The organism is Romboutsia sp. MSSM.1001216sp_RTP31141st1_G3_RTP31141_220114, from assembly GCF_039031195.1.
In the GTDB taxonomy this organism is placed as follows: Bacteria; Bacillota; Clostridia; order Peptostreptococcales; family Peptostreptococcaceae; genus Romboutsia_C; species Romboutsia_C hominis.
In genome coordinates, this window is sequence record NZ_JBCIUO010000006.1 from 80,568 (window position 1) to 102,594 (window position 22,027).

The 22,027-nt window shown below is 27.0% G+C and carries 30 protein-coding genes; 7 read left to right on the plus strand and 23 right to left on the minus strand.

The features are described from left to right. Positions 1-1,067 (minus strand): SH3 domain-containing protein (locus ABCP60_RS10430; RefSeq protein ID WP_343101723.1); only part of this gene is annotated, 1,067 nt, incomplete at its 3' end. A 164-nt stretch (positions 1,068-1,231) separates the two neighbouring features. Beyond that, the gene (locus ABCP60_RS10435) at positions 1,232-1,702 is read right to left on the minus strand and encodes a hypothetical protein (protein WP_092924715.1); all 471 of its coding nucleotides are present in this window, start codon (positions 1,700-1,702) and stop codon (positions 1,232-1,234) included. 180 nt (positions 1,703-1,882) lie between these two features. Between ABCP60_RS10435 and ABCP60_RS10440 the strand changes: the two genes are divergently transcribed. Next, complete coding sequence (locus tag ABCP60_RS10440; protein ID WP_195581310.1) at positions 1,883-3,169, plus strand: transcriptional regulator; 1,287 nt, start codon at positions 1,883-1,885, stop codon at positions 3,167-3,169. A 40-nt stretch (positions 3,170-3,209) separates the two neighbouring features. Here ABCP60_RS10440 and ABCP60_RS10445 read toward each other — a convergent pair whose 3' ends face one another. The 9 genes from ABCP60_RS10445 to ABCP60_RS10485 form a co-directional block, all read right to left on the minus strand. Continuing rightward, positions 3,210-4,523, minus strand: coding sequence for an amidohydrolase (locus ABCP60_RS10445; RefSeq protein ID WP_343101724.1), 1,314 nt, complete (start codon positions 4,521-4,523; stop codon positions 3,210-3,212). A gap of 44 nt (positions 4,524-4,567) precedes the next feature. Continuing rightward, positions 4,568-5,038 carry a hypothetical protein gene (locus ABCP60_RS10450; protein WP_092924709.1) on the minus strand — a complete coding sequence of 157 codons (471 nt, stop codon included), beginning with the start codon at positions 5,036-5,038 and terminating at the stop codon, positions 4,568-4,570. 18 nt (positions 5,039-5,056) lie between these two features. Continuing rightward, a complete protein-coding gene (locus ABCP60_RS10455; protein WP_343101725.1) occupies positions 5,057-5,908 on the minus strand; it encodes a DUF3100 domain-containing protein in 852 nt (283 codons plus the stop codon). A gap of 296 nt (positions 5,909-6,204) precedes the next feature. Beyond that, a complete protein-coding gene (gene dltC / locus ABCP60_RS10460) occupies positions 6,205-6,435 on the minus strand; it encodes a D-alanine--poly(phosphoribitol) ligase subunit DltC (protein WP_092924705.1) in 231 nt (76 codons plus the stop codon). Between the two features lie 17 nt (positions 6,436-6,452). Next, positions 6,453-7,601 carry a D-alanyl-lipoteichoic acid biosynthesis protein DltB gene (gene dltB / locus ABCP60_RS10465; protein ID WP_092924703.1) on the minus strand — a complete coding sequence of 383 codons (1,149 nt, stop codon included), beginning with the start codon at positions 7,599-7,601 and terminating at the stop codon, positions 6,453-6,455. After that, positions 7,601-9,109, minus strand: coding sequence for a D-alanine--poly(phosphoribitol) ligase subunit DltA (gene dltA / locus ABCP60_RS10470; RefSeq protein ID WP_195237321.1), 1,509 nt, complete (start codon positions 9,107-9,109; stop codon positions 7,601-7,603). The genes dltB and dltA overlap by 1 nt, the downstream gene beginning before the upstream one ends. Before the next feature lie 15 nt (positions 9,110-9,124). Then, the gene (locus ABCP60_RS10475; RefSeq protein WP_343101726.1) at positions 9,125-9,271 is read right to left on the minus strand and encodes a hypothetical protein; all 147 of its coding nucleotides are present in this window, start codon (positions 9,269-9,271) and stop codon (positions 9,125-9,127) included. Further along, a complete protein-coding gene (dltD, locus tag ABCP60_RS10480) occupies positions 9,231-10,421 on the minus strand; it encodes a D-alanyl-lipoteichoic acid biosynthesis protein DltD (RefSeq protein ID WP_195237319.1) in 1,191 nt (396 codons plus the stop codon). Before dltD ends, ABCP60_RS10475 begins: the two co-directional genes overlap by 41 nt. 446 nt (positions 10,422-10,867) lie before the next feature. Next, positions 10,868-11,134: a Mor transcription activator family protein gene (locus ABCP60_RS10485; protein WP_092924697.1), complete on the minus strand. Its 267-nt coding sequence runs from the start codon at positions 11,132-11,134 to the stop codon at positions 10,868-10,870. 208 nt (positions 11,135-11,342) lie between these two features. Here ABCP60_RS10485 and ABCP60_RS10490 point away from each other — a divergent pair, with 208 nt between their 5' ends. From ABCP60_RS10490 to ABCP60_RS10500, 3 genes are read left to right on the plus strand one after another with little or no spacing between them, the layout of a single operon-like run. Beyond that, positions 11,343-11,567, plus strand: a complete 225-nt coding sequence (locus tag ABCP60_RS10490) for a DUF1659 domain-containing protein (RefSeq protein ID WP_195237315.1) — start codon at positions 11,343-11,345, stop codon at positions 11,565-11,567. 26 nt (positions 11,568-11,593) lie between these two features. Beyond that, a complete protein-coding gene (locus tag ABCP60_RS10495) occupies positions 11,594-11,821 on the plus strand; it encodes a DUF2922 domain-containing protein (protein WP_092924693.1) in 228 nt (75 codons plus the stop codon). Positions 11,822-11,879: 58 nt separating this feature from the next. Further along, positions 11,880-12,026 (plus strand): YvrJ family protein, encoded by a 147-nt coding sequence (locus ABCP60_RS10500; protein ID WP_092924691.1) that lies wholly within the window; start codon positions 11,880-11,882, stop codon positions 12,024-12,026. Between the two features lie 73 nt (positions 12,027-12,099). Here the strand turns inward: ABCP60_RS10500 and ABCP60_RS10505 are convergent, their stop codons facing one another. From ABCP60_RS10505 to ABCP60_RS10530, 6 genes are all read right to left on the minus strand, one after another. Next, positions 12,100-13,215 (minus strand): hypothetical protein, encoded by a 1,116-nt coding sequence (locus tag ABCP60_RS10505; RefSeq protein ID WP_343101727.1) that lies wholly within the window; start codon positions 13,213-13,215, stop codon positions 12,100-12,102. Between the two features lie 371 nt (positions 13,216-13,586). Beyond that, positions 13,587-14,015, minus strand: coding sequence for a DUF4829 domain-containing protein (locus ABCP60_RS10510; RefSeq protein WP_343101728.1), 429 nt, complete (start codon positions 14,013-14,015; stop codon positions 13,587-13,589). A 94-nt stretch (positions 14,016-14,109) separates the two neighbouring features. After that, a complete protein-coding gene (locus tag ABCP60_RS10515) occupies positions 14,110-14,889 on the minus strand; it encodes an ATP-binding protein (protein WP_271899762.1) in 780 nt (259 codons plus the stop codon). Continuing rightward, a complete protein-coding gene (locus ABCP60_RS10520) occupies positions 14,774-15,457 on the minus strand; it encodes a hypothetical protein (protein WP_343101729.1) in 684 nt (227 codons plus the stop codon). Before ABCP60_RS10520 ends, ABCP60_RS10515 begins: the two co-directional genes overlap by 116 nt. A 47-nt stretch (positions 15,458-15,504) precedes the next feature. After that, positions 15,505-16,035: a hypothetical protein gene (locus tag ABCP60_RS10525; protein ID WP_343101730.1), complete on the minus strand. Its 531-nt coding sequence runs from the start codon at positions 16,033-16,035 to the stop codon at positions 15,505-15,507. Between the two features lie 45 nt (positions 16,036-16,080). Further along, the gene (locus tag ABCP60_RS10530) at positions 16,081-16,509 is read right to left on the minus strand and encodes a lambda-exonuclease family protein (RefSeq protein WP_343101731.1); all 429 of its coding nucleotides are present in this window, start codon (positions 16,507-16,509) and stop codon (positions 16,081-16,083) included. A 70-nt stretch (positions 16,510-16,579) separates the two neighbouring features. Here ABCP60_RS10530 and ABCP60_RS10535 point away from each other — a divergent pair, with 70 nt between their 5' ends. Next, positions 16,580-16,837, plus strand: coding sequence for a hypothetical protein (locus ABCP60_RS10535; RefSeq protein ID WP_343101732.1), 258 nt, complete (start codon positions 16,580-16,582; stop codon positions 16,835-16,837). A gap of 30 nt (positions 16,838-16,867) precedes the next feature. Here the strand turns inward: ABCP60_RS10535 and ABCP60_RS10540 are convergent, their stop codons facing one another. Both ABCP60_RS10540 and ABCP60_RS10545 read right to left on the minus strand, forming a co-directional pair. After that, the gene (locus ABCP60_RS10540; RefSeq protein ID WP_343101733.1) at positions 16,868-17,674 is read right to left on the minus strand and encodes a phage antirepressor KilAC domain-containing protein; all 807 of its coding nucleotides are present in this window, start codon (positions 17,672-17,674) and stop codon (positions 16,868-16,870) included. 96 nt (positions 17,675-17,770) lie between these two features. Continuing rightward, on the minus strand, positions 17,771-17,986 hold the full coding sequence (locus ABCP60_RS10545; RefSeq protein WP_092924677.1) for a helix-turn-helix transcriptional regulator: 216 nt from the start codon (positions 17,984-17,986) through the stop codon (positions 17,771-17,773). A gap of 263 nt (positions 17,987-18,249) precedes the next feature. On the opposite strand from ABCP60_RS10545, the gene ABCP60_RS10550 reads away from it, so the two are divergent. Together ABCP60_RS10550 and ABCP60_RS10555 are read left to right on the plus strand one after the other, a co-directional pair. After that, complete coding sequence (locus tag ABCP60_RS10550; RefSeq protein ID WP_092924675.1) at positions 18,250-18,651, plus strand: helix-turn-helix transcriptional regulator; 402 nt, start codon at positions 18,250-18,252, stop codon at positions 18,649-18,651. A gap of 80 nt (positions 18,652-18,731) precedes the next feature. Further along, positions 18,732-19,244 carry an ImmA/IrrE family metallo-endopeptidase gene (locus tag ABCP60_RS10555; RefSeq protein WP_166505799.1) on the plus strand — a complete coding sequence of 171 codons (513 nt, stop codon included), beginning with the start codon at positions 18,732-18,734 and terminating at the stop codon, positions 19,242-19,244. Between the two features lie 114 nt (positions 19,245-19,358). On the opposite strand, the gene ABCP60_RS10560 is transcribed toward ABCP60_RS10555, so the two are convergent. The 4 genes from ABCP60_RS10560 to ABCP60_RS10575 form a co-directional block, all read right to left on the minus strand. After that, positions 19,359-19,970 (minus strand): VanZ family protein, encoded by a 612-nt coding sequence (locus ABCP60_RS10560; protein WP_343101734.1) that lies wholly within the window; start codon positions 19,968-19,970, stop codon positions 19,359-19,361. A 115-nt stretch (positions 19,971-20,085) separates the two neighbouring features. Beyond that, positions 20,086-20,301: a DUF4177 domain-containing protein gene (locus ABCP60_RS10565; protein WP_092924667.1), complete on the minus strand. Its 216-nt coding sequence runs from the start codon at positions 20,299-20,301 to the stop codon at positions 20,086-20,088. Between the two features lie 108 nt (positions 20,302-20,409). Continuing rightward, a complete protein-coding gene (locus tag ABCP60_RS10570; RefSeq protein ID WP_195928536.1) occupies positions 20,410-20,643 on the minus strand; it encodes a hypothetical protein in 234 nt (77 codons plus the stop codon). A 93-nt stretch (positions 20,644-20,736) separates the two neighbouring features. Further along, a complete protein-coding gene (locus tag ABCP60_RS10575; protein WP_195928535.1) occupies positions 20,737-22,020 on the minus strand; it encodes an FAD-dependent oxidoreductase in 1,284 nt (427 codons plus the stop codon). Between the last annotated feature and the right edge of the window lie 7 nt (positions 22,021-22,027).

Genomic DNA, 22,027 nt, shown 5'->3' on the forward strand with positions numbered 1-22,027 from the left:
ATTACTCCTACTTTATCTCCCTTTTTTAATGTTCCTATTTTTGAGTGAGATGTTGATGGTCCACTTCTTACATTTAAAAATTCATAGTTTACTACTTTTGTTTCTTTTACACTTTCACCTGGGTTACTTGGTGCTTCTGGTGTTGTATTTTCTTTACTTAAATATGTACTTGATACGTATGCTATATTTCCATTATATTTTATTTTACTCCATCCATTGCTTTCAGATATTACTCCTACTTTATCTCCCTTTTTTAATGTTCCTATTTTTGAGTGAGATGTTGATGGTCCACTTCTTACATTTAAGAATTCATAGTTTACTACTTTTGTTTCTTTTACGCTTTCATTATTTGAGTCTGGCTTTTCAGGATTTGTATTTGATGGATTACTTAAATATCTACTAGATACATAAGAAACTTTTCCATTGTAATTTATTTTACTCCATCCATTACTTTCTGATATAACCCCTACCTTATCTCCTCTATTTAGTTTTCCAACTATAGAATGAGATGTTGATGGTCCACTTCTTACATTTAAGAAGTCATAATTTACTACCTTTGTAGTATTCGCTCTAGTATTTATATTAGAATCTGAAACTTTTTCTAAATAATCACTATATACATAGCCTATTCTTCCATCATATTTAACTTTAGACCATCCATTGTTTTCTGATATTAATTCTAATATTGTTCCATTTTTTAATTTAGTTATAGCTCTATAACTAGTACCTGCACCATTTCTCATGTTAAGTCCTTCTATTGTAACTCTTCTTTGGTTATCTGAAGAAGGATTATCATTTGATTCATTATTAGATAATGATATGTATGTAGATGACGCCCATCCAGTATTTCCTGTATTAGTTTTTATTTTGTACCATCCGTCTGTTTGTTCTTCAATTGATACTTTTTCATCCTTTTTAACACTAAATATTACTGCATGACTAGTTGAAGGTCCACTTCTTACATTTAAATAACTTGTTGTAACAATTCCTGTTAAATCAGAAGCATAAACACTACTTACGGTCATAGGCACTGCTGCTAGTGCTGCTAATGCTATCTTTTCTTTCATCTATATTCTCTCCTTGTGGATAAATTTGACATTATATACGATTAGTATAATTATACGACAGTATATTTTTTTAGTAAATCTTATCCGACAAATAAAACTAAAATTTTGTAGTTTTTTTGTAACTTTTTCTAGAAATATAGAGAAATTTATATTTTAAAACATTTTTATTTGAAATATTTTTTATTAAGTACCTCTGCACATTTTACACCATATGGAACTTTTTTAAGTCCAGTTTCTTTTTTAAATACTTCTACTAAATTTTTATTATTTTCAATATAGCTTTTATGATTTGGATAAATTATTGGATATTCTAAATAAGACATAAAGTACTCTAAATCCCTTCCACTACATCTTTTCCAATATCCATCCCAAAGTGTATTATTTATATAGTCCCATTGTTCTATTGCCTTTCCATTTTCTATAAAGTACTTTATAGGGTCTGGAATAGGACTTGTATTTTTTTTGAATTCAAAATCTAATTCACATAATTCTTTTATATATTCTGTTATTTCTTCATTTAAATTTTTCATATTCTTTTCTAATTTTTCTATTCTTACTAAATCTACCTTTAATGAACTTTTCTTATATGCCTTTGCATATATTTCTAGTAATTTATAATCTTTATCATTTATCATATATCTCTACCCCTAAAAATATATTTATTATAATATTTTGATAAACTCTATTGTTTACCTCTTTTTTAAACGATAAATTGTTTGTATTTCTATATTTTATAAATTCCTTCTATCATAATATATACTATGTTATAGTAAATTCATAATATGTAATTAATTTAGTGGTTTTGGAGGATATTTATGAAGATAGGAGTTGTAGGACCTTTAGATTCTAGTAAAAAAATAAAAGAATATTTAAATGAAATAGATAATAATTTAGAGATAAAATTATATATAAGAGAAAAGTTAGTAGATGCACCAGAAGTAATAATAGATTGTGAAAATGAATGTGATGGAATAATATTTACAGGTTGTGGAGTTTATGAATCCGTTAAGGCTAAGTATAAAATAAACTTGCCTAATGTTTTTGTATCAAGAGGTAACGCAAGTATTGTTAAAGCTCTTTGGCAAATAAAAAACAGTAATATAAATTTTAATAAGTTTAGTATAGATGTTGTTGATAACGAGATTTTAAGTGATGCTTTATATGAAATTGACTTTGATATTAATAATGTATATTCTATGCCTTATTCTAATGATATTTCTGAAATGGATTATGCTAAATGGCATATTGATTTATTTGAAAGCAAAAAAACAGATGTAATGCTAACTGGACTTGCAAATGTTTATAATTACTTAAAATCAAAAGGATATCCAGTATTTAGACTAGAAGCAACTAGACCTCTTATAAGAGTAAGTTATAATGAACTAAAAAGTAAATATGAATTAAATAAAGCTAAACACTCTCAGATAGGTGTTGAAATTCTTAGCTTAGTAGATTATAAAGAAAGTATGGACAAGTATTACTCTAACATGATTAAAAGATGTGACCTTGATAAAATTATAGTTGAATATGTTAGGGATATACAAGGTTCAGTTTTTAATTTTGGTAGAGATGAGTATATAATATTTGCTCATAAAGGTGCTATTGAAAACACTATAAACTACAATAAATTGTTTAGTTTAAAAAATAAAATAAAATCTATTGGATTTTCTCTTGCTGTAGGTATTGGTATTGGAAATACTTCATATCAAGCTGAAACAAATGGATATAAAGCATTAAAGCGTTCTTTAGATTCTTCTGATTTTGATATATATTTAATTGATGAAAATAAGTTTTTAAAAGGTCCTCTAGGGTTAGATAGTGAAATTAACTATTCACTTATAGCCTCTGATGAATATACAATAGATATTTCTAAAAAGTCAGGACTAAGCTGTGAATCAATATCAAAAATTATAGCAATAAGTAATACTAGACAAAGTAAAATATATGATACAAAAGAGTTAGCTACACACTTAAATATAAGTGATAGAAGTGCTCGAAGAATTTTAAATAAATTAGTTTCAAAAGAACTAGCAAGAGTGTGTGCAAAGGGAACTAGTGAGGGAGTCGGTAGACCTAAAAACCTTGTTGAACTTTTATTTTAGTACAAAAAAGGGCTTATTAAAAGCCCTTTTTATTACTTAATTATATAGTTCTATCGTATTTTTCTAAGAAGCTTAGGTACTCTTCTTTAGTCATTACAGGAGTGAAGTTATTTAATATTTCATTAGCTTCTTTTGCACCATCAAATAATAAATCTACAACAGTCATAGCCATAGACTTTGCAGGTACTATATATGCTAATTCTTCATCTACTATTTCATACTCTCTAGTATGAAGTGCACCCTTTATACCACCTACCATTGGGTGAAGTGTCGGCATTAAATGAGATATATCACCAAAGTCAAATGAACCTGTAAAATCTCCACCGTCAACTATTTTTTCTGATTCTATTCCTAAATCAACTAAGTTATCACTAAATAATTTATCCATATCTCTATAACGAAGTATTGGTAAATATCCTGGTATTTCAGTTAATACTACCTCTGCTCCAACTGCATTACCACCTGCTATTAATGCTCTATTTATTCTCTCACTAGCATCTATCATACCATCTATAGTTCTAGCTCTTACATATGATTCCATTTGAACATCAGCAGGTACAACATTTACTATATCTCCAGCTTTAGTTAAAATTGGATGGAATCTAACTCTTTCAGATTCTTTAAATGTTTCTCTTAGTGCATTTACATTATTTATAGCAAGCATTGCTGCATTTAAAGCATTTATTCCTTCATGTGGTGCTGAACCTGCATGTGATTCTTTTCCTATAAATTGAACTTTCTTTCCTATAAATCCATTACTTTCTGGACCTACTAATGCCTTATTTTCTCCCATATCTAATGAATGGAACATCATAGACATATCTATATTATCAAAGTATCCTCTTTTAACAAGTTCTTGCTTTCCACCAAAGTAAGTTATTTCACCTTTATTTTTTAATGATTGTCTATATTCTAACTCTATAAATTCTTCTGCTGGAGTAGCCATAAAAGATACTTTTCCATCAAGATTATCTAATACACCACTTTTAACTAACCCAACCGCAGCACCTAACATTCCAGCTATTTGTATATTATGTCCACAAGTATGAGATACACCTATTTCATTAGAGTGTTTATGCTCTTTACAAGATATTCCGTCTAATTCACCTAATATAGATACATGTGGTCCTTTTTTATCACTATTTGCAGTAGCCATACATCCTGTAACAGCTATATTTTTTTCTACTTCTAGTCCTAATTCTTCACTTAAAAAGTTTGCTACAGCTTCAGTAGTTTTATATTCTTTATATCCGTATTCTGGATTTTCATATATTCCACGACCTACTTCTATTATTTTATCTCTATTTTCATCTATTGTTTTTATAATTAATTCTTTTAATTTAGCTTTATTCATAATTAGTTCCTCCCAAAATATATAAATATTTGTATTATATTAAACTATATAACCCCTTGCATTTTTAGTACTATATGTCCTATAGATGCACAAGCAAAGAATATTGTTGTGAACACTACTAAAGATATAACTACTATTTTCCAAGACATTTTCTTTAATTCTTCTATTTTATTACCTACAGATATTCCGGCAAATGCTAGTAGCGGTGTAGTTATAGCCATAAAGTTTATATTTGCAACTTGTTCATTAAATACATCTGATACTGGGTTTCCTGGTATACTAAGTATTAACCCTATTATTGTTGCAAATCCAAATGCAGGAAATATTGATTTTGGAAATAAATCTTTTAATATCATTGCTGCCATAGCTGCTGCTATCATTATTAACATTCCAGGAAGAGCTGTAGTTATTGCTACTCCCTTACTTATATATTGCCCTATTAAAATCATAGCTCCAACCATTAGCATGACTATAAGTTGATTAAAACTTTTTTTAACATTTATATTAGCAAACATTTTTTATCCCTCTCTTTACTAAGCTACACTATTTTTTGATGTTTTTTTAGACTTTCTACCTATTTTAGGCTCTAAAACTTTATATAACTTATTTGTAAATGGTAAAGTTATAAATACTAAGAATATTAGTCCAGTTAAACTAGACATCATATTACTTGTAGCCCCATATGAAAGTATAGTATCAACCATAGCAGGATCAGCTGCTATTTCTGGTACTTTTGTAAGTGCTGCTGAAGCTGCAGTCATCATACTACCACTACCAACTCCTGTTGCCATACCAAGTGCATATGGATGAAGACCTGTATATATTGAAACAGAACCTAGTATAGAGAAGTATATAGTTCCTATTACTGTTCCCATTAAATATGTACCTAAAACACCACTACCTTCTGGTGAATTTATTCCGTATTTTTCAGATATAACTCCTAAAGAAGTTTCACGACTTATACTAGAGCAAGCCCCCACAGCTTCTCTTTTAAAACCAAATAGTAACGCTAAAGGAAGTGCTACTATAGGTGCTAATATATGTCCAAATTCTTGAGCTAAAAATGCTGGACCTGCTTGTATTATTTTTGCAAGGTTAGGACCAACTGTTGAACCATACTTTATACCAAGTAAAACAAGTGCGATACCAACAACATCTCCAGCTATATTTATTTCTTTTTCCCCAACCATTTCTTTTAATACTTTTATTTTCTTTCCTAATAAATCTGGTGTGATTATAATTCCTATAATTACTGCGTATAACATTGGGAATAATACTAAGGCTACAGAACCTAGCTTAACTGTATACTCTCCAATAAATTCGCACCCTACAACTATTAATAAAGTTGCAAGCATAACTTTCATAAGACTTTTGTTATTTTCCATATTTCCTCCCTAAAAAATATAAGTATTTAACTAAAGCAAAGTTCCCCTTTTTCGAGAATACGTTTGCCTATTTTCAAAAATAAAAGCTTTTTGTAAAATATTTAAAGTTTTATTTTTGACATGTCATTAAGTTGTCCGTAATTAAAGAATAAAATATTTGGAGATTTTTGTCAATACGTTTTCATAACAAATATTTTTACAATTTATATATTAGTTTTTTTAATTTATTTTAAAAATTAAAAAGGGCTGCAAAAATACCAAGCTTAAGTATTTTTACAGCCCTTTTTATTAAAATATTATTTTCTATTTTCTAAGAATTTAACTAAGTTATTAACTGTAGCCATATCACTTCTTTCTAAGTCTGTTGGCTGAAGTACTATTCCTAATCTAGATTCTATTTCAAGTAATACTTGTATTATAGCTAATGAGTCTAAAAGCTCTGCTTCAAATAAATCAAAATCTAAATCATCTCTTATTTCATCACTACCTAAAACATCTTCAAATATTTCTATAACTGTTTCTTGCATTTTATGTCCTCCTTAAATTAAGCAAAATATCCTGAGAATATTAGTAGTCCAAAACATGCTATATTAAATGTTACAAATATTTGCACATATTCAAACCATTTCTCTTTTTTATGCTTTTTGTAGAATTTGGATTTTTTCTGATATATATCTGTAAGAACTAATGCTAGACCTTGATATATACCATATACTATATAAAACCATGTTAAACCATGCCAAAATCCCATAACTAACATTGTTATCATTTGAGCAACACGACCTGCTGTAGCTCTACTTTTAAATCTTTTCTTTCTCATAGAAGATATTAAATATCTTGAGAATATATAATCTCCAAACCATCTAGAAAGACTTATATGCCATCTTGTCCAGAATTCTTTCATATCTTTACTTATAAATGGTTTGTTAAAGTTATCTGGTGCTTTTATACCAAATATATAACTTGTACCTACTGCAAATAAACTGTATCCTCCAAAGTCAAAGAATAAATATAAACTATAAGCATACATATAGCTTAGTGCATTTTTAAAAGTTATATCAGTAGGTATTTTTGACATCCAGTAAACATTTATTAAAAATGCTATTACAAACTTATATCCAATCCCCATAAATATTTTTTTAATACCTGGAGCTAAATATTCATTTACATATTCGCTTCTTGATATATTTTTTTCTAATTCTTTTTCAAATCTTCTTGATCTATCTATTGGTCCTGAACTTAATGTTGGGAAAAATAGTACAAAGTAAATCATATCTAATAATTTTACTTCTTTTATTGCCCCATCATAAATTTCTATAACCATTTGTATTGTTCTAAAGTTTAAATAAGATATTCCTATAAAACCAATAGTCCCCATTGATGTATATGGTGATAATTTATTAATTATTATTGGAGACATTGATGCTAATAAAAATAATCTATATACAAGCTTACTGTCTGTTTTCTTTCTTACATATTCATATCCTTTAACTACTATAACTTCAATTACCATAAAGGCTATTAAGAATTTTAGGTGTACATTTACTCCAACTATTAAAAGTATCATAAATGCAGTTGCTATCATTCCATAGTACTTTATCTTTTTTTCACAAAGTCCTAATATTATAGCTGGTATTGACGTTAATAATAATATATAAAGATAAAAATAATCTCCATATTGTGAAAAAGTCATTAAATTTCCTCCATAAGTTTCTTTCTATCTATTTTTCCGTTTATGTTTGTTGGGAATTCATCTATAACCTTTATATTTCTAGGAATCATATATGATGGTATATATTTTCCTAATTCTTTTTTGATTATCATCCCATTTTTAAGATTGCTTAGGGAGTTCTTTTCCTTTAATTGTACTATACCTGTTAAGTATGCTATTTTTTCATCCTTATAAACTGGTATAACTACTGCATTTTTTATATTTTCAACTTTTCTTAAGTTGTTTTCTATATCTTCTATTTCTATCCTAAATCCGTTTAATTTTATTTGGAAATCTTTTCTACCGTAGTAGTATATTCTTCCATCTAGAAGATATCCTATATCTCCTGTTTTATAAGCTCTATGTTTTACTCCATCTATTTCATCAAAGTAAAATACTTCATTAGTTTTTTCTTCATTGTTGAAGTATCCTTTTGAAACTGAAGGTCCTATTATTACTATTTCACCTTTTTCACCTTCACCTAGTTCATTTCCCTCTTCATCTATAATTTTTATCTTACAGTTTTCCATAGGGAATCCCACAGGTAAGCTTTTTTCATCTTCTACTAATTCCATAGTCATATCATTTACACTTACTCCAACAGTAGCTTCAGTTGGTCCGTATCCATTTATAACTCTAGTATTTTCAAATCTTTCTAAAAGTTCTTTTGTTAAACTCTTTGGAAGTGCTTCACCTATAAATATCATAGATTCAAGTTTTGGTAACATTTCACTATTAAAGCTCTTTTCTGTTACACAAACACCTGCAAATGATGGTGTTGAAACCCATACTGCCATATCAGATTCACCAAATTGTCTAAATAGTTCCTTGTAGTCTGCTAATACTTTCTTTGTTAAAGAGAATAAAGTAGCACCATGAACTAATCCTGGATATATAGATGTAACTGATAAGTCAAATGAATATGCTGCTTGATTCATTATTACTTTTTCACTTCCATCTATGTTTAAGTATGGACTAATCCAATCAACAAAGCTATCTAAGTTGTTTGAACTTATTTGAACTCCCTTTGGCTTTCCTGTACTTCCTGATGTAAATAAGATGTATGCATTTTCATCATCCTTTACCCAGTTAGATTTATCTATCTCTTTATTTTCATATTTTTTTATAATTTCTTTTAATTCATTTTCATTAACTACATTTAATCCATCTAAGTTTACTTCACTAAAGTTAAATACAACTTTTGGCTTAATTTCACCAGTTACATCATATACTCTATCTAGTGGGAAACTTATATCAAGTGGTACATATGCTCTTCCTGATTTTAAGGCACCTATCATACATGCCATTATCATATTTTCCTTGTTTCCATATATAACTATTGGTGTGTTATCTTCATGTATCTCTTTTAAATATAAAGCTATTGCTTCTGAGTACTTATCTAAATCTTTATAAGAAAGACTTTCATCATTACATTTTAATGCTATCCTGTCTGTATTTGCGTATTTTTTTATACCTTCAATGATTTTCATTAGTAATCCTCCTTATTAAAATTCATTATATATAAATGGTAATTCTTTAAATGATGTAAATGTCATCACTAATATAGCTGCTATTATAACTATTGTTAATGTAATACTTATCATTAAGTATTTATTGTTGATCAAATTTTTTAAATAATTTTTCACAAACATCTACCCATCCTTTCGTACCAAGGTGCATAACATCCCTTAAGTAATACTTTTCAGTTTCTTTGTCTCTTAAATCTATAACATCAAAACCTTTTTGTTTTGCCATTTTCTCTGCTTTATCATAAAAAGCATGTCTTTCTTCTCTTGATATTCCTGTTAAGTTATAGAACTTGTCCATAGCTGGAAGCATAACAACTACTGGCTTTATTCCTAAATCTTTACATACTGATAATGTTAACTCATAATCATCAAATTCTCTTGATTCTAATAGATTAACATAATCGTATCTACCTTTCATTTTATCTAGGTTTTTACCAAAGTTTTTCTCATAGTACATTTTGTCTATACATAAATCATTGTTTCCAACTCTTTTTTTAGCATCTTCAATTGCTTGTTTTGTTTCATTTTCCCAGTTAATAGGCTCTCCTTTTTTAACTTCTTTTTTCTCAGGAGCTCTTAATAACTTTCTAAATAACATTCCCTTGTCTTTTAACACTACTTCAAATTGTCTTGCTTTAAAGTAAGGGTGTAATATAGTCTTTTCTACTTTTGAAATGAATGAATCACTAATATATAACTTTGCATATACAGCTTCTGGCTTAAACTCTCCAGATCCAGCTAATAGCTCAATTGTTCTTTTTGCAAACTCCTCTTTATTTTCCTTTGATATTTCAGGATTTTGTAAAAAGGCATAGAATTGAACAGGTGAAAATCTACCTTGATAATGTTGAGGTGTAACACCTTCTTTATCCATAAACCACTGCATAGAAAGTAGTAATACAACTTTTTTATCTTTTATATTAGGGTCTGTACTCCCAATTATAGTTGCATCTTGTAAATTTTGAGTATATGCCTTCCCTATTGTAAAAACTCCATTTTTACTTCTATGTGTATTGAAATAGTAAGTAGGATGTTGCTTTGTAGCAAGTCCTAACTCTGATGATCCTATCATCATAATATCATTTTGCTTTAAAAGATGATTATTTAATATAATTCCCTTATCCTTTTCCGAGCTTAGAGGATAATTCATTACAGGAATTAAGTCTTTTTTATTTAATAGGTCTTTTATTTCATGATCTAAGAATTTGTCTAACCCAAATAAAAATAATCCTCCTATTAATACCGGCACAATGAAATAAGTTATTTTTTTCATATTTCTCTCCTCTAATTTAATCGTAATACCTAACTATTTTATTACTTTATCGACATATATTCAATAACACTTTTGTAACTTTATGTTTTTTTAAGGTATTTTTAAGGTTTTTTTAAATTATTTTTAAAATCATTTTACACTTAAATATTTTATTTTTAGCATATTTCAAATAAGAAATATAAGTTTTTTATAATTTTTCTTTTAGTTAGTAAAAATTTGCATATCAAAAAAGTATAGATATATATCTATACTTTTATCTTTTGTATTATTTTTTTAGTTTTTAATAGTTTTATATAAAAAAACCTTAATTATTTAAGTTTAGTTATTTTTCTAATATTTAAATACTATATTTATATAGTTAGTATTTTTGTTATCAATAAATATATAAATATATTTTTATTATAATGTATAATTTAATTTTTTAATAATTTTGTAACCTAATTTTTTTAAATTCTATCAATTTTGTCATTTATAATATTTCTAACTTGAACTTCACTTATGCCAAATTTTCTAGACAGTTCCTTATAATTACCATTAAAATCTTTTTTCATAATTTTATTCCTAACAGATTTAGTAATACTACTTTCATTAGGAATGTATACGCTACTTCCCCCAGCAAACTTAACAAGCTTTTTAAAGGAATCTATTCCAATAACATCAGCTAAATCCTTAATAGACTCTGGTAAATCATCTTTAGTCAAATAATCTAGCATAAAATAGCACCTCCACCTTTAATTTAAATTATACTTAACTTTCAATATTTTTAATATACTTCCTTCTATTTTTAATTATAAAATACAATACCCTACGTCGTGTTTTCATACATAGGTATTTAAATTTTTTTATAAAAAACTTTAATTTCTATTAAAACTCAAAATACCTATACTTATTATCAAGAACTACAAAAAAGGGGGAATGATTATGGCAGTAGTAGCAACTAAAAATCTATCAGGATTAAAGTTAAGATTTGACTGTGGTATGGATGATGTAACTGGAAAGACAAAGGTAAAAAGTAAAACTTACTCTAATGTTGACCCAGAAGCAACAGATGATGATGTATATGCTGTTGGATCTGTTATAGCATCACTTCAAAATAATACGTTACTTGAAGTAGCTATAATAGATAACACTACATTATCAGAATAGGTTATTAAATTATATGGAGGTGTATTATGGAAATTACAAAGAAATTATTAATGAGCTTTATGACAACATCAGGAAAAAAAGTTTCTATATCAGTAGATGACCCTAGAGAAAATTTAACTGAATCAGAGATAAAAACAGCTATGACTACTATACTTTCTAAAAATATATTTAAACCAGGTGGAGAAAACTTTGCATCTTTAGTAGAGGCTAAAGTTGTTGAAACTGGAACTACTGAGTACGACTTGGTTTTATAGTTAATAAGGCTATGCTATTTTTAGCATAGCTTTTAATTTATTGAAAGGATGTGTTTTTATGAATTCTGAATTACAAAATCTTATAGCTTCTGTTGGCTTTCCTATAGCCCTTAGTATGTATTTGCTTGTAAGGATTGAAGGAAAGCTTCAGGTTCTATCTGATAGTATTAATGAATTATCTAAAAATATAATAGGAATGAAATAAATGAGCTGTAAAATACAGCTCATTTGTTGTTTATATTAAGTTATCATAAAATCAACTTCTATTTACTCATAGCCTACTTTAAACACTTATCTACTATGTTTTCTACTATAATCATATACTTTTCAATTGACTCTATAAACTCTTTAATTGTAATATTTTCATCTATTGGTATATTAATAGATGCTATCGTGTTAGACCCATTGTAAGGTTTTATATTACTATCTCCAAGATCATGAATTTCATTATGTACTAAACCTTTTACATAATTTCTTTTAGTTATATATTTTTGATAATCTTCTTCATTTGTTTTTTCTATTAACCTTTTTCTAGGTATATATGGTCTAGGTTCATAATGTAGAGGTAATGTCATCTTTTTATTAAAAATATCAAAGGATGCTTCTAGATGTATATCATAACAATCTTCTGTTATTTTATAAGTATCATCTATAAATCGCGCTTCCTCATTTCCTATCCAGCTATCTTTAGATATTTTTGCATAATAACTTAACCTACCATTTCCACCTGCTTTTCCAATTTCTCTAACACTTAGTCCACTTTTGCCGTTTATATTTTTTACTATATTTTTAAACTTTATAAATGCCCTAGTTTTATCTTCTTCATTAAAACAACTATCTATAAGTTTATCATATTCATTAATATCTAAATCTTTATAGAAATCTTTTAATATTGATACAAAATCACAATATACTCTTTTTAATACTTCATCTTCAATATCTACGTCTACATTTTCAATTAAATCTTTATATGTTATGTTTTTAAATTTATCCCCAGTAGGTATTTGTTCAGGAATTAAAGTTAAAAATATAAATTCTTTTATTAAATCTTTATTTTTTAATTCCAATAACTTATTATCTACTAAATCCTCTATACATTTTTCATCTGAATACCTTAAAGTTTGATTAAACCCTTCATCTGCCTTTAACTTATTTTCCACTATTAATAATCTTGAATCTTTTTCATTTTCTAATGTTACAATTATATCTGGAATACCAGCTGATGTTGCTATTCTTGTATAAGCCTTAACTTTAAAATCTGATGGATTTTCTATATTTAAAATATTTTTAATAAATGAGTTTCTAAATACTTTAGATTCATTTATTAATCCAACTATTAAGTTGCTTATTATATCTTCTTTGTACGTTATTCCTAATAAGTTTACTATATTCATTTTATCCCTCATGTTTTATAATTTATAAACAATATTTATTTTTTAACTGTAATATTATACCATATTTTATATTTACCTGAATTGCAAATGAAAACATTTACAATTATTCTAAGATATATCCATACTTTTTATAATTTATAATTAAGTCTAAATCACTTAATATATTTTCTTCTAATTATTTATTTACAATTTTTTTGTATATTAATTCCATTTTAGGACATACTTTAAATATCCTACTAAAATAAATCCATTATTATTTTTTATTCTTTTTATTTAATATAATTTTCACTAATTAAAAAAGACAGGCATCGGAAACCTGTCTTTTTTATTACTTAAATTGTTTATTTTTGCTATTTATAATAAATTAAATTCTAATAACCCGAACCATCAATTTTCCAATTGCCTGCTTTATTATCTCTTATCAATGTCCATTGATAGTCTGTGTATGTGGTATTTGGCTCTAAAACAGGATTATCACCAGAGCCATCAACATCAAAATCTGATAGTAAAACAATAACATTTTCTCCCTTAGCTCCATTTTCCAAACCACGTCCATATTTTAAATAAGCATCAACCCAATGATTAGATTTCTCTTCATCATACCATATCTTTGTTAAAGTAGATCCTTCAAAACTAAAATTATCTTTAACACATTTAATTGCATTATCTATTTCCTCTTTAGAAAATTTAGTAGATTCACTAACTTCAATTTTAATATCATTAGATACTTTTCCTTTATTACAGCTAACTAATGAAAATATTGATAATATAAAACAAAGACATATAATAAGTTTTTTCATATAACTCCCCTTTTATTTAATAATTTTTTATTACTATTATTTTACATAATTTTGTAATATATCTCAATTTTCATATTATATAAACTTAGTTTCTCTATCCCCTAATTCTATAATTAAGCTTCTTTCCTCTAATCTCACAAATATAATCACCACACATCTCAACAATCCTACTGCCAATAGCCTCATCAATATCCATAAGCTCACTAACTCTCTTTTCACAGCTTACAATAACAGGCAAATTATTAAAATACCTATGATTTACAATCTCAAAAATAATATTAACATCACTATGGCTTATCCTACCCTTAAACAAATCATCAATCAAAAGAACTCTAGCATTTTTATACCTATTCATAACATTGTTATAATAAACTTCATCCATAATATTTTGCTTAAGCCTAGTTATAACATCTCTATAACCCATATACACAACACCAACACCACTATCCATAAGCTCATTACAAATAGCAAGACTTAAGTGAGTCTTACCAGATCCTACTTGTCCTAAAAACATAATAGAATTTCCTCTATCATTTTCAATTTCATTAAAAAACTTTACATAATCACTAGCCTTTTTATAAGCATCCATTAGAATCATATCTACTGAGTAGTCAAAGTTATCAAATCTTTTATTTCTAAACTTTTCACTTATTCCACTCTTTTTTAAAATATCTTCAGCTTCTCTAACTTTTCTACAACTACAAGGAACTGCTACACCATCATTTATAATAAAAGTCATATCTCTACACTTATAACATCTATATTCTTTTAAGTTCTTCTCTGAACTTTCTAAGTTGTTCTTCACTTGGCTTTTTATAAAATACTCCATCCTCTTTTTCATATTTTGTGGTACATTTAAATTTTTTAGACTCATTTTTATACTTTCCATCACTACCACCCCTATTTATCTCACCATCTCTATATTTTTCTTTTTCTTTTTGTTTTTCTTTTTGTTTTTCTTTTTCCCCATACCCATACTCAAAGTTATTTTCTACTTTAGTTATGGGTATAGATACACTATCCATAGTGGTAATATTTTTATTTTTTATGTCTATAGCGTATCCATACCTATGACATTCTTTTAAAAATAAATTTATAAGGTCAATGCTTTTAATATCTAAAAGTTCTTTTTCTACACATTTTTTAACTTTTGGACTTACCATCTTGTTGTGCTTAAGCCAATTCTTAATAAAAATCTCCTTACTTTCCTCACTATAAATAATTTTTCCATAGTCCTCAAATCTTTTAAGAAGCTTTTCTACTGTTTCTCTGTTGTATCCTGTTTCTGTTTCTATAATCCTTTTAGGTAATTCATATATTCCACATTGGCTAGTCTTACTATTTGTCATAAGGTAAATATAAAAATATTTCTCCTCTGGTGTTAAATCAAGTACAAAACCATCTTGCCAATAATCTATGTGTATATGCCTATAAACTGCCATATTAATCCCCCTAATTTTAAGCTTTTAAATCCATAATTAATTTTTCCTTAAATTCTAAACACTCTTGATGTAGTAGTTTTCATGTACTTTTTAGCTAAATCAGGATGTTCTTTTTTTAATCTTTTAGAATCTAATATATTTTTACTTTGCTTTTTCCAACTAATTTTTCTATCCCCAATATAAGCTATTTCATACTCTTTCATTTGACTTTGTATATATTGTTCTATAGCCTTTTTCTCACTATCTAGCTCTTTTATAAGACCTACTACATCATCATATCTATTTAAGTAATTTTCCTTTTCAAATAGTATTATCTCTTCTTCTTTGCTTTCTTTATAAAGATTTTTAAGTACCTTTGAATAATCATCACTTCCATCTGGTATTGGGATATTATCTCCTAGTACACACTTTTCCCAAAACATTTTCTCTAACTTCATAATATCTTCTATTATTTCTTCATCTCTATCAATCTTATGAATAACCAAATCTTCATTACCTATAAGTGCTGCTACATAACAATGAGTGGCTCCTGTAACTGCCATATAATGATAACATTGTACTTTATAATTAATTGGCACCCCATTTTTCCATTCTCCTTTAAAATAGCTTCCACTTACCTTGCGCTATAAAAATGCTTTTTCTCCTACAATAGCTCTATCAATATTTGCTATTGCAAATGGATATTTATCATTTTTAAGTATTCCATTAATATTTCTAACTTTCTTATTAGTTTTTAAGGCAAATTCCTTAGCTACAAAATCTTTTAACTTATTACCTAGCTCCATTTTGTAATTTGTATAAATAGTATCTTCAATATGTTGTGTATTTTTATTTAATATACTATTTATAGTTTTATCATCTATATTGTTTATGTTATTTTTTATATAGTTAAGTTTTTCTAAATATACAGTTACAGAGCTTTTGTATGGATTAAGCCCAACTACGCTAGATGCATCACTTCCACCTATACCTTTTCCCCTTTCCTTTAACCACTCATATTTACTCATTTTCTTTGTATTATGAGTTATATTAGCCTCTAAAAATTTTCTCATTAGTTTATCCCCCTTTATATTTATTTGTAAGTTTTTTCCTAGTAATATATAATACTTCTGAGGTGATTATTTGAAATTAACTGATAAACAGCAATTTATAATATTTTTAGTACTTGCCATAGGTTTAAGTACATTTGATGCTATATTTTTACCTAATACCAACTTTAGTTCTTATAATTTTCTAATTAGCGTATTTGTTGTAATTATATTAATTAGAGTACTTTATAAATTTTTTAAAGATTTTAAATCATTTACAAAAATAGATATACTAGGATATATAGTTGTTTTTATTATTGGTTTATCTTTATTATTTACTGTTAATACTTAATATGGTTAATTTTAACCATTATTTTTTTATCTATTTGTAAGTTTTTTCTAAAAAATATTTTTGACCTTTTCCAGTTATAAGTGTTGTTGTTGATATTATTTCACCTTCACTTGTATTTAAAATACTTTCAGATATTTTAAAAAGCCCTCTTTCTATATATACTTGCTTTGGCATGTTCTTTTCTTTACCACTTTTTATAAGATATCCATTATCTCTTAACAATTTAAATAGTCTATTTCTTCCTATTTTTATGTTATTGTTGTTTAGTATTTTAGCAAACTGTCCTATTGTTATAGCATCTTCACTTGTAGCTATAGTCTTTGCAAAATTTACAAGTGGCTTATCTAGTTCTATAGTTTTTTCAAGCTTTCTAGCCTTTTTCTCTACTAACATTCTTTGATTTCTTTCTTCCTTTAACTTAGTTGCCATTTGTATTATAAAGTCTGGATTTTCTAAAGCTTTTTCAATAACATCTTCATTCATATAAGCTCCATTTTTTCTAATAGAAGGTATTACTTCTTCCATTATCCACTTTTCAAATCTTTTTGCACTAGGTAGTTTTGACCTAATAATTAATCTATACACATTACTTTCATCTATAAATTTCTTTCTAACAAATTGTATTATTTCACTTTTATTATCTCTAAAACCAGTAACTACCCCCACGTCGGAAAAAATTACCCCCTCTTTTTTACAATGTCTTATTATTGCATCTCTAGGATTTACATATCCTAATATCTTAGCTATTCCTATAGCCTCTATATATTCCTTGTTATTTACTACTATTACATTTATTTCTCCAAATTCCTTATTAAAAAATACCTTTAAATCTCTCATATAAATCCCCTTTGTATATATTTATTATCATTTTTTTTATAATTTAGCTATCTTTATTACCTTTTGGTAATATAATGAGTAAAAATTTTTGTATAACTAATTCTCAATATCTAAATTTAAAAATATCTCATTTACTTCTTTAATATTAAGATTTAATACCTTACTTATTTTTACTACTTCCTCTAATGAAAAATCTACCCTTCCATTTTCTTTAAGATTATAAGTTTTTGTATTCATCCCCATCATATTTGCTACTTTAACTTGTGTTAATCCAAATAATGCCCTTTTTGATTTAAGTATTCTAAGTCCCATTATTTTACTCCCCTATCTCTATTTTATTTTTTTATGATAAATATTTTTTTGCTCCTTTGTAACTAAATATTACATCCATATTTTGTAAGTGTCAATTAGTTTTTGGTAATTTTATTATACAAATTATCATTTTTTTTAGTAATTTGTATGTTTTGTATATTTTTATTACCGTATGTATATTTTTATTTCCTTTTTCATAACACTGTGATATTATTAAAATATAACTAAATAATGTTAATTTTAACCAAAGGAGCGTGAAGAATTTGGAGACTATTGCACAGAGAATTTCTAGAGCTAGACGTTATTTAAATTTAAATCAAAAAGAATTAGCAAAAAGAGCAAATATAACAGAAGCTAGTTTATCTAGATATGAAAATGGATTAAGAGAACCAAAATCTGCCGTACTTTCAAGACTTGCTGATGCACTTGAAGTGTCTACTGACTACTTACTAGGCCTTACTGATGAAAGAACTTATGATGAATGTGATATAACTAAAAAAAGTGAAAAAGATATTAAAAACATATTAGAAAATGCTGAAGAAATGTTAAAGCAAGATGGATTAATGTTTTGTGGTAAGCCAGCTTCTAAAGAAGCCATAGATGGGGTTTTACAAGCTATTAAAATGGGGATGCTTTTAGCTATAGACAAAGAAAAGAATAAATAGTAATAACTTTTAATTTTTGAGCAACGGACGAAGTCGTTGGCGACATGAGCAAAGCGATTTTTATGAAGGGGAGATTAATTTTGAATTTAAAATATATAAAAGAAAAAGTGAGAATTCTAAAGAAGTATTATCCAGGATATAGTGCATTAGAATTACTTCATCAATTTAAAGTTGTTACTTCTTGTTTTGATGATATTTTGGGGACTGACTTACCTGAGGGGTGTTATTTTAAGATTGGTAATACAAAGTATGTACTTATAGACCCTAATCTTTCTGATGAAGATAAAAAAAGAGTTTATACTCATGAACTTGGACATGTACTACTTCATCCAGATATAAATACTTTAGAGGTTGAAAAATATGATCCGATTCTTTATGAAAAACTTGAAAAGGAAGCTGATACTTTTGTAGCTGAGTTTTTATTAGATGATGATGTCTTTATGAAATACTTTACTGGTTGTAATTATAAAATAGCAAATCATGAAAAAATACCTGTTAGGTATGTTAATATTAAAGTAAATAATTTAGATAAATCTGTTAAAAAACACTATGAACAACTTTTTGCTACAAATTCTCACTATGTTTCATATTAAATAATATTGGTAATACTTTTTACCAATTTATTTTTATGCCTAATTTTAGATATTTATAAAAATTTTTTAAATAAAAAAGAGCAATATTTCTAATGCTCTATTAGTTTTAGTATATTAAATTTGACCCTCTTCAATTAACTGAGAATGTGTATTATCTATCATAATTTTTATTTTACCTCTATACATAAGTTTAAATATGCCCCACGCTATAATCCCACCTAATGTATTTAATATTAAATCTTCAACATGAACAACTCTTGTATACGTAAGTCCAAATATATTCATAACTAACTGAGTTAACTCTATTGATAATGATATTAAAAAAGTTATCTTAGTAGCGGATTTTAAATCTCTTGATTTTTCACTTTTTGCACATATATACAGTATAAATGGCATTAATAAAATTAAATTTCCAACTATATTTCTTATTATACTTCCAAGGTAATTTGCACCTTTAAAATAATCTATAAATGGAACTATGTTTATATTACACCTTTCTATAAAGCTTAATTCTTGTAAATATGGCAATGTTTCACCTGTATTTATAGGTAAAATAGTTATTCCTATAAGGTAAAATAAATATATTACAAATAGATTAGTTAAAATTTCATCCCCAATGTTAAATTTAATACCCTTTTTCTTTCTGTTCATTAAGATTATTATTCTTGCAATTATCCATACTGGTAATCCAAAAATAAATAATCCACGCAGTTCAAATGAATACATATCTTACTCCCCTTCAACCATTTTCCAAAAATTACAATACTTAATATATCATGATTGTAAATTTATATCAATTAGGTTATAAGAATATTCACTTGCCTTTTATTGTTTCAAATAGTTATTTTATTTCTTTTTCAAAAATAATTTGATAACAATATGATGCTTGATATGGTGCTATACCAGTATTTTCATTTACTGGAACAATAACTTGCTTTAATCTCCATCCATTTTTTGCTTCTTCTTGAATAGTATTTTTACATTCCTCAAAAGTATCACCAGTTTTAACATTCCATCCTTTTTTTAATGGCACTTTTATAAATTTATACTCATACATATAGCTTTTCCCCCCTTTATTTAATTATAGCAATTGTTACAGGTAATATATAACAATAAAATAGAAGCAAATGCTCCTATCTTATAAAATAATAGTATCTATTTAAATTTATATAATAAATAAAATATCATTTTGATAGTAATTTATTAAGTACCCTTTTTTGTATTTTCCTATTTTAGATACATCATGAGTTTCTGAATATATCCCAATAAATATTAATGTAAAACCTAATCCAACACATATCCCTTTTATAAACTCTGGAAGTAAATTAGTGCAATTTCCTAACAAGAAAATAATATTGAATAATAATCCAAAATTTATATAATTATTTAATCTCTTCATATACATCACCTCCACCCCTTTTATAATATATTCTATACAGAAATTTAACTTTCGCAACTATATAATCCCTATAAAAAAGGCTAGGCAAAATGCCTAACCTATAACCTTCTTGTCATATATACCTTCCAGACTAGCCTTTCTAACCCTATCCCTTATAACATCCTTATCTATAGTATAAAATCCTAGCTCCTTCATCCTATTAAAATAAATACTTCCTGCAAATGTAAATCTTAACTTATCTCCACCTTCTTTTTGCATTTCATTATTAGAATAAGCTAAAAAATCACCTATTAATAAATTAGTTGGAAGTTGAAGTAAATACATTCCAACACAGCTTCTAGCTGCATTATGTCCTGCCAAGCTTCCTGTACATATTGCCTCTGTATGACCTACATAAAATCCTGATTTTTCTCCACCAACAAATAAGTTATTTATACCTTTAGCTCTCATATAGTTATCTCTTTTGGCTACAGATAAATATCTAATAGAATTACCCTTACCACCAGCATATGGGTCAACTATACAAGCATTCTCAAAGCCTTTAACTTTTCTTAGTTTTTCTATAGCAAAAAATGGACTCATAAGTTTTGCATGACCTGTATCTAGTAAAACTATATTATCAGAAAATGCAGGTAGAGCATATTGTTGACATACCTTTAAGTCTAACTTCTTTTCATTTTTAAGTTCATCAGGTAGCGCTATTACTGCACATCCTTTTTCATTTAATTCCTTTTGTATATCTTCACTTAAAGATTCTTTTAATAGTTTCATAGAACCACTAAATGCACCAAAGTCACCATTATTTCTTCTTCCCATCATATCTTCTAATCCACAAGTTTCACTTATACTCACTCTTCCTCCAAAAGATGGACATCTTAGTATACACATTGCACACCCATTACCATACTTTGTACAGTTACCCATAGGACCTGCTGAACCTGTTGTTTCAACAAATGCTTCACCATATACTTTTTCTCCATCTTCTAAAATTACAGCTTTTATATTACCGTTTTCAACCTCTGCATCTACAACTCTGCTAAATAATCTAACGTCTATTCCCATTTCTATTAATTTATTTCTTACTTGTCTTTCTACCTTTGTTACATTATACAATGTAGCATGATCATGTCCTGGGAAATTTATATCTTTATGAGTACAATATTTATCAGTGATTTCAAATAACTCTCTAGCACCTAGTGCTATTGCTTCTTCTGCTGCTGTATATCTTCCGTTATTTCTCATTATTCCACCAACATTACCTAGACCTATTAATAAGTCTGTTTTTTCTAATACGGTAACATCAGCACCTGCTTTTTTAGCAGATATGGCAGCAGCACATCCTGACCATCCACCACCAATAACAACTACTTTAGGCATTACAACT

What these genes read in the sequence shown, in the direction of transcription:
- ABCP60_RS10435 (WP_092924715.1), bottom strand. Translation starts at nt 1,702, where the DNA reads ATGATAAATGATAAAGATTATAAATTACTAGAAATATATGCAAAGGCA.
- ABCP60_RS10440 (WP_195581310.1), top strand. Translation starts at nt 1,883, where the DNA reads ATGAAGATAGGAGTTGTAGGACCTTTAGATTCTAGTAAAAAAATAAAA.
- ABCP60_RS10445 (WP_343101724.1), bottom strand. Translation starts at nt 4,523, where the DNA reads ATGAATAAAGCTAAATTAAAAGAATTAATTATAAAAACAATAGATGAA.
- ABCP60_RS10450 (WP_092924709.1), bottom strand. Translation starts at nt 5,038, where the DNA reads ATGTTTGCTAATATAAATGTTAAAAAAAGTTTTAATCAACTTATAGTC.
- ABCP60_RS10455 (WP_343101725.1), bottom strand. Translation starts at nt 5,908, where the DNA reads ATGGAAAATAACAAAAGTCTTATGAAAGTTATGCTTGCAACTTTATTA.
- dltC (WP_092924705.1), bottom strand. Translation starts at nt 6,435, where the DNA reads ATGCAAGAAACAGTTATAGAAATATTTGAAGATGTTTTAGGTAGTGAT.
- dltB (WP_092924703.1), bottom strand. Translation starts at nt 7,601, where the DNA reads ATGACTTTTTCACAATATGGAGATTATTTTTATCTTTATATATTATTA.
- dltA (WP_195237321.1), bottom strand. Translation starts at nt 9,109, where the DNA reads ATGAAAATCATTGAAGGTATAAAAAAATACGCAAATACAGACAGGATA.
- ABCP60_RS10475 (WP_343101726.1), bottom strand. Translation starts at nt 9,271, where the DNA reads ATGTTTGTGAAAAATTATTTAAAAAATTTGATCAACAATAAATACTTA.
- dltD (WP_195237319.1), bottom strand. Translation starts at nt 10,421, where the DNA reads ATGAAAAAAATAACTTATTTCATTGTGCCGGTATTAATAGGAGGATTA.
- ABCP60_RS10485 (WP_092924697.1), bottom strand. Translation starts at nt 11,134, where the DNA reads ATGCTAGATTATTTGACTAAAGATGATTTACCAGAGTCTATTAAGGAT.
- ABCP60_RS10490 (WP_195237315.1), top strand. Translation starts at nt 11,343, where the DNA reads ATGGCAGTAGTAGCAACTAAAAATCTATCAGGATTAAAGTTAAGATTT.
- ABCP60_RS10495 (WP_092924693.1), top strand. Translation starts at nt 11,594, where the DNA reads ATGGAAATTACAAAGAAATTATTAATGAGCTTTATGACAACATCAGGA.
- ABCP60_RS10500 (WP_092924691.1), top strand. Translation starts at nt 11,880, where the DNA reads ATGAATTCTGAATTACAAAATCTTATAGCTTCTGTTGGCTTTCCTATA.
- ABCP60_RS10505 (WP_343101727.1), bottom strand. Translation starts at nt 13,215, where the DNA reads ATGAATATAGTAAACTTATTAGGAATAACGTACAAAGAAGATATAATA.
- ABCP60_RS10510 (WP_343101728.1), bottom strand. Translation starts at nt 14,015, where the DNA reads ATGAAAAAACTTATTATATGTCTTTGTTTTATATTATCAATATTTTCA.
- ABCP60_RS10515 (WP_271899762.1), bottom strand. Translation starts at nt 14,889, where the DNA reads ATGAGTCTAAAAAATTTAAATGTACCACAAAATATGAAAAAGAGGATG.
- ABCP60_RS10520 (WP_343101729.1), bottom strand. Translation starts at nt 15,457, where the DNA reads ATGGCAGTTTATAGGCATATACACATAGATTATTGGCAAGATGGTTTT.
- ABCP60_RS10530 (WP_343101731.1), bottom strand. Translation starts at nt 16,509, where the DNA reads ATGAGAAAATTTTTAGAGGCTAATATAACTCATAATACAAAGAAAATG.
- ABCP60_RS10540 (WP_343101733.1), bottom strand. Translation starts at nt 17,674, where the DNA reads ATGAGAGATTTAAAGGTATTTTTTAATAAGGAATTTGGAGAAATAAAT.
- ABCP60_RS10545 (WP_092924677.1), bottom strand. Translation starts at nt 17,986, where the DNA reads ATGGGACTTAGAATACTTAAATCAAAAAGGGCATTATTTGGATTAACA.
- ABCP60_RS10560 (WP_343101734.1), bottom strand. Translation starts at nt 19,970, where the DNA reads ATGTATTCATTTGAACTGCGTGGATTATTTATTTTTGGATTACCAGTA.
- ABCP60_RS10565 (WP_092924667.1), bottom strand. Translation starts at nt 20,301, where the DNA reads ATGTATGAGTATAAATTTATAAAAGTGCCATTAAAAAAAGGATGGAAT.
- ABCP60_RS10570 (WP_195928536.1), bottom strand. Translation starts at nt 20,643, where the DNA reads ATGAAGAGATTAAATAATTATATAAATTTTGGATTATTATTCAATATT.
- ABCP60_RS10575 (WP_195928535.1), bottom strand. Translation starts at nt 22,020, where the DNA reads ATGCCTAAAGTAGTTGTTATTGGTGGTGGATGGTCAGGATGTGCTGCT.